The sequence below is a fragment of the Rhodococcus sp. EPR-147 genome (genome assembly GCF_001647185.1).
In the GTDB taxonomy this organism is placed as follows: Bacteria; Actinomycetota; Actinomycetes; order Mycobacteriales; family Mycobacteriaceae; genus Rhodococcoides.
In genome coordinates, this window is the sequence record NZ_LVCU01000404.1 from 1 (window position 1) to 2371 (window position 2371).

3 protein-coding genes and 2 pseudogenes are annotated in these 2371 nt (G+C 64.8%); all 5 read right to left on the reverse strand.

Features of this window, described 5'->3' with window-relative positions:
• Positions 1 to 150 (reverse strand): annotated as a pseudogene (locus tag A2J02_RS28780) (hypothetical protein); the annotation flags it as partial.
• Between the two features lie 33 nt (positions 151 to 183).
• Positions 184 to 651 (reverse strand): Rv2732c family membrane protein, encoded by a 468-nt coding sequence (locus A2J02_RS18035; RefSeq protein WP_051048272.1) that lies wholly within the window; start codon positions 649 to 651, stop codon positions 184 to 186.
• A gap of 360 nt (positions 652 to 1011) precedes the next feature.
• A pseudogene (locus A2J02_RS27345) lies at positions 1012 to 1334 on the reverse strand (heavy metal translocating P-type ATPase); the annotation flags it as partial.
• Between the two features lie 158 nt (positions 1335 to 1492).
• Positions 1493 to 1657 (reverse strand): hypothetical protein, encoded by a 165-nt coding sequence (locus A2J02_RS27795; protein WP_155288693.1) that lies wholly within the window; start codon positions 1655 to 1657, stop codon positions 1493 to 1495.
• 223 nt (positions 1658 to 1880) lie between these two features.
• Positions 1881 to 2371 (reverse strand): transposase (locus A2J02_RS18050; protein ID WP_197478057.1); only part of this gene is annotated, 491 nt, incomplete at its 5' end.

Genomic DNA, 2371 nt, shown 5'->3' on the forward strand with positions numbered 1-2371 from the left:
GGAGGCAACGACGCCGGCCAGAGCGGACCCGATCAGCACCACGACGAACGACAACCCCGGCGCGCCGATCACCGCAGCCAGAGGCAGCAGCGGTCCGTCGGATTGACCGAATGCGATGCGGCCCCAAGGGAAGCCGCCGAACGGGATCGATCCTTCTGTCGGTTCGGCGGAATGGTGGCTCGATCAGTACGTGAAGACGCGACGCTCCGGGCGAAGGGCCAGTCGTGTCCACAGCCCGGTGAGAACCACGGCGGTGAGCAGCCCGATCAGCGCGCCAGGGCCGGGGCCGGCGAGAGTTGAACTGTCGTGAGCGGACTGGCGTGTCCAGATGGACAACATCGCCAGGACCGAAGTGCTGGCGCATCCTGCGGCGGCGAGAACGATCAGATGGATCATTCGGGTATGGAGTGCGGCGGCTGAGCAGATCAGACAGAAGATCACACCGGCATGGGCGGCAATGACAGCGACGATGCTGGTCGATTCCGCCTGCGCCGCTGCATTGTTGAGCAATGTTGCCCAGCCCGTTGCCTCGCCCGACTGGCCCAGGCACAGACCCAGCCCTGCTACGGCGATCACTGTAGCCGCACGCAGGCGCTCGTGGGCAGCCATCTCTACCGTCGCCAGCACTCGTCGTTCGATGGCCTCGAACATGGGCCGATAGTGGCGAAGATCGTCGTGCACTTCGAACCCTCCCGTGAACTGCGGTATCGGCCGCATCCGTCGGCCGCGTCCTGTGTCGGCGCAGCTCATGACCGGTCGACCACCAGTCGCACCGCGGGCGGAGAAAGTTCCCGGATCGACGCGGGAACTTCGGCACCCGCGGATGCGACTGACTGTAGGTACCGCGGCGATGACGTCGGTACGAATCCGCCCGGTGGCTGACCGGGCGTGCTGCGCAGGAGTGCGTGGCCGGGCCGGTCGTGCGGCGCGGCCACGCACAGCGCGATCACTTCACGTTCGCTGACGCGGCGACACCAGTTCACTGTTCGCCGAGGTATCCCTCCCGGGTCGTCAGGATGTAGCGGGGTACCGACGCAGCCGGAGGCTGTTCGATACGACGAAGAACGACGAGAACGCCATGGCAGCGCCCGCGAGGAGCGGGTTGAGCAGACCTGCGGCCGCTATGCGGATGGCAGCGATGTTGTACCCGAACGCCCACACCATGTTTCCCTTGATGGTCGCCAGTATGGCCTTGGCCAGCCCCAACGAATCGACCACATCGCCGAGGTCGTCGCGGACGACTATGATGTCCCCGGACCGATGGCGACATCGGTGCCCGCGCCGATCGCCAAACCGAGATCCGCGCTCGCCAACGCCGGCCCGTCGTTGATGCCAGCTTCCGCCTGTCGAGGACTTCGTCGCGGTGCCCGGAATGGGAACCCACGGCCGGGTCCACGGGCGCTCGTCGAGATCGGTCGTAGACGAGGGGCGTTCCTTCCAGTCGGTGCGGTGGGGCGGGTACCCCGGTGCGGTCAGGCACGGGGGCGGGTGGTCACAGACGTGAGGTTCCGCGGACGATGTCACCCTCGATGTAGGTGAATCCGACTCCGCGGCCGTCACGGAGCGCGAAGTGGTATTCTGCGGGGACCCAGACGGTATCGAAGTGCGACGCCGGCCGCCCCTGCCGCGTCTGCCGCGTCTGTTGTCGTACAACCATATTCGGCGCGATCAGGGATGGCCGGCGGTTACGAGATCGACCTACGCATACCGGCGGCGGGCGTCGTCGATCTGGTCGGTGCACAGCAAGTGTGGATCGGGAAGGGGTTCGCCGGACGCATGGTAACCCTGTGGGCCGACCTCGCCAGCATCCACGCCGTGATCGACGGTTTGGTGGTCACCACGGTTGGAGCTTGTCAAGTTATCTGTGAGCGAATTTGCTTTCAGGTGAGATAAGGGTCGAGTCTGTCCGGATAGTTGATCACGAGCGCGCCGAGCGCTTGTTTCCAACCGGTCGTCAGAGATCCTTCGATCAGTCTGTTGACCTCCCTGCCGGTGCGGGGTGCGAGTCGATCTTTGCTCAGGCGGTCTCTCTCCCGGGCGCGCTTGTCCTCGATGCTGCAGATCGCGAGCCACAGAAGCTTCACTGCCGCTTGATCATTGGGGAAGTGTCCGCGGTTTTTGATGATCTTGCGAAGTTGATAGTTGAGCGATTCGATGGCATTGGTGGTGTAGATGATCTTCCGGAGCGCCGGTGGGAAAGCCAGGAACGGGATGAACCGCTCCCACGCGCTCTCCCACGTCCGCACCGCTGTCGGATACTTGACACCCCACTGCGAGGATTTGAAGTCGTCGAGTGCAGCTTGGGCCGCATCGACGGTGGGTGCGGTGTAGATCGACCGGAGCGACGACGCCACCGCTTTGCGGTCGCCGT

Excerpts from the sequence above, each read along its gene's own strand:
- A2J02_RS27795 (WP_155288693.1), bottom strand. The coding sequence starts at position 1,657 with ATGGTTGTACGACAACAGACGCGGCAGACGCGGCAGGGGCGGCCGGCG.
- A2J02_RS18035 (WP_051048272.1), bottom strand. The coding sequence starts at position 651 with ATGTTCGAGGCCATCGAACGACGAGTGCTGGCGACGGTAGAGATGGCT.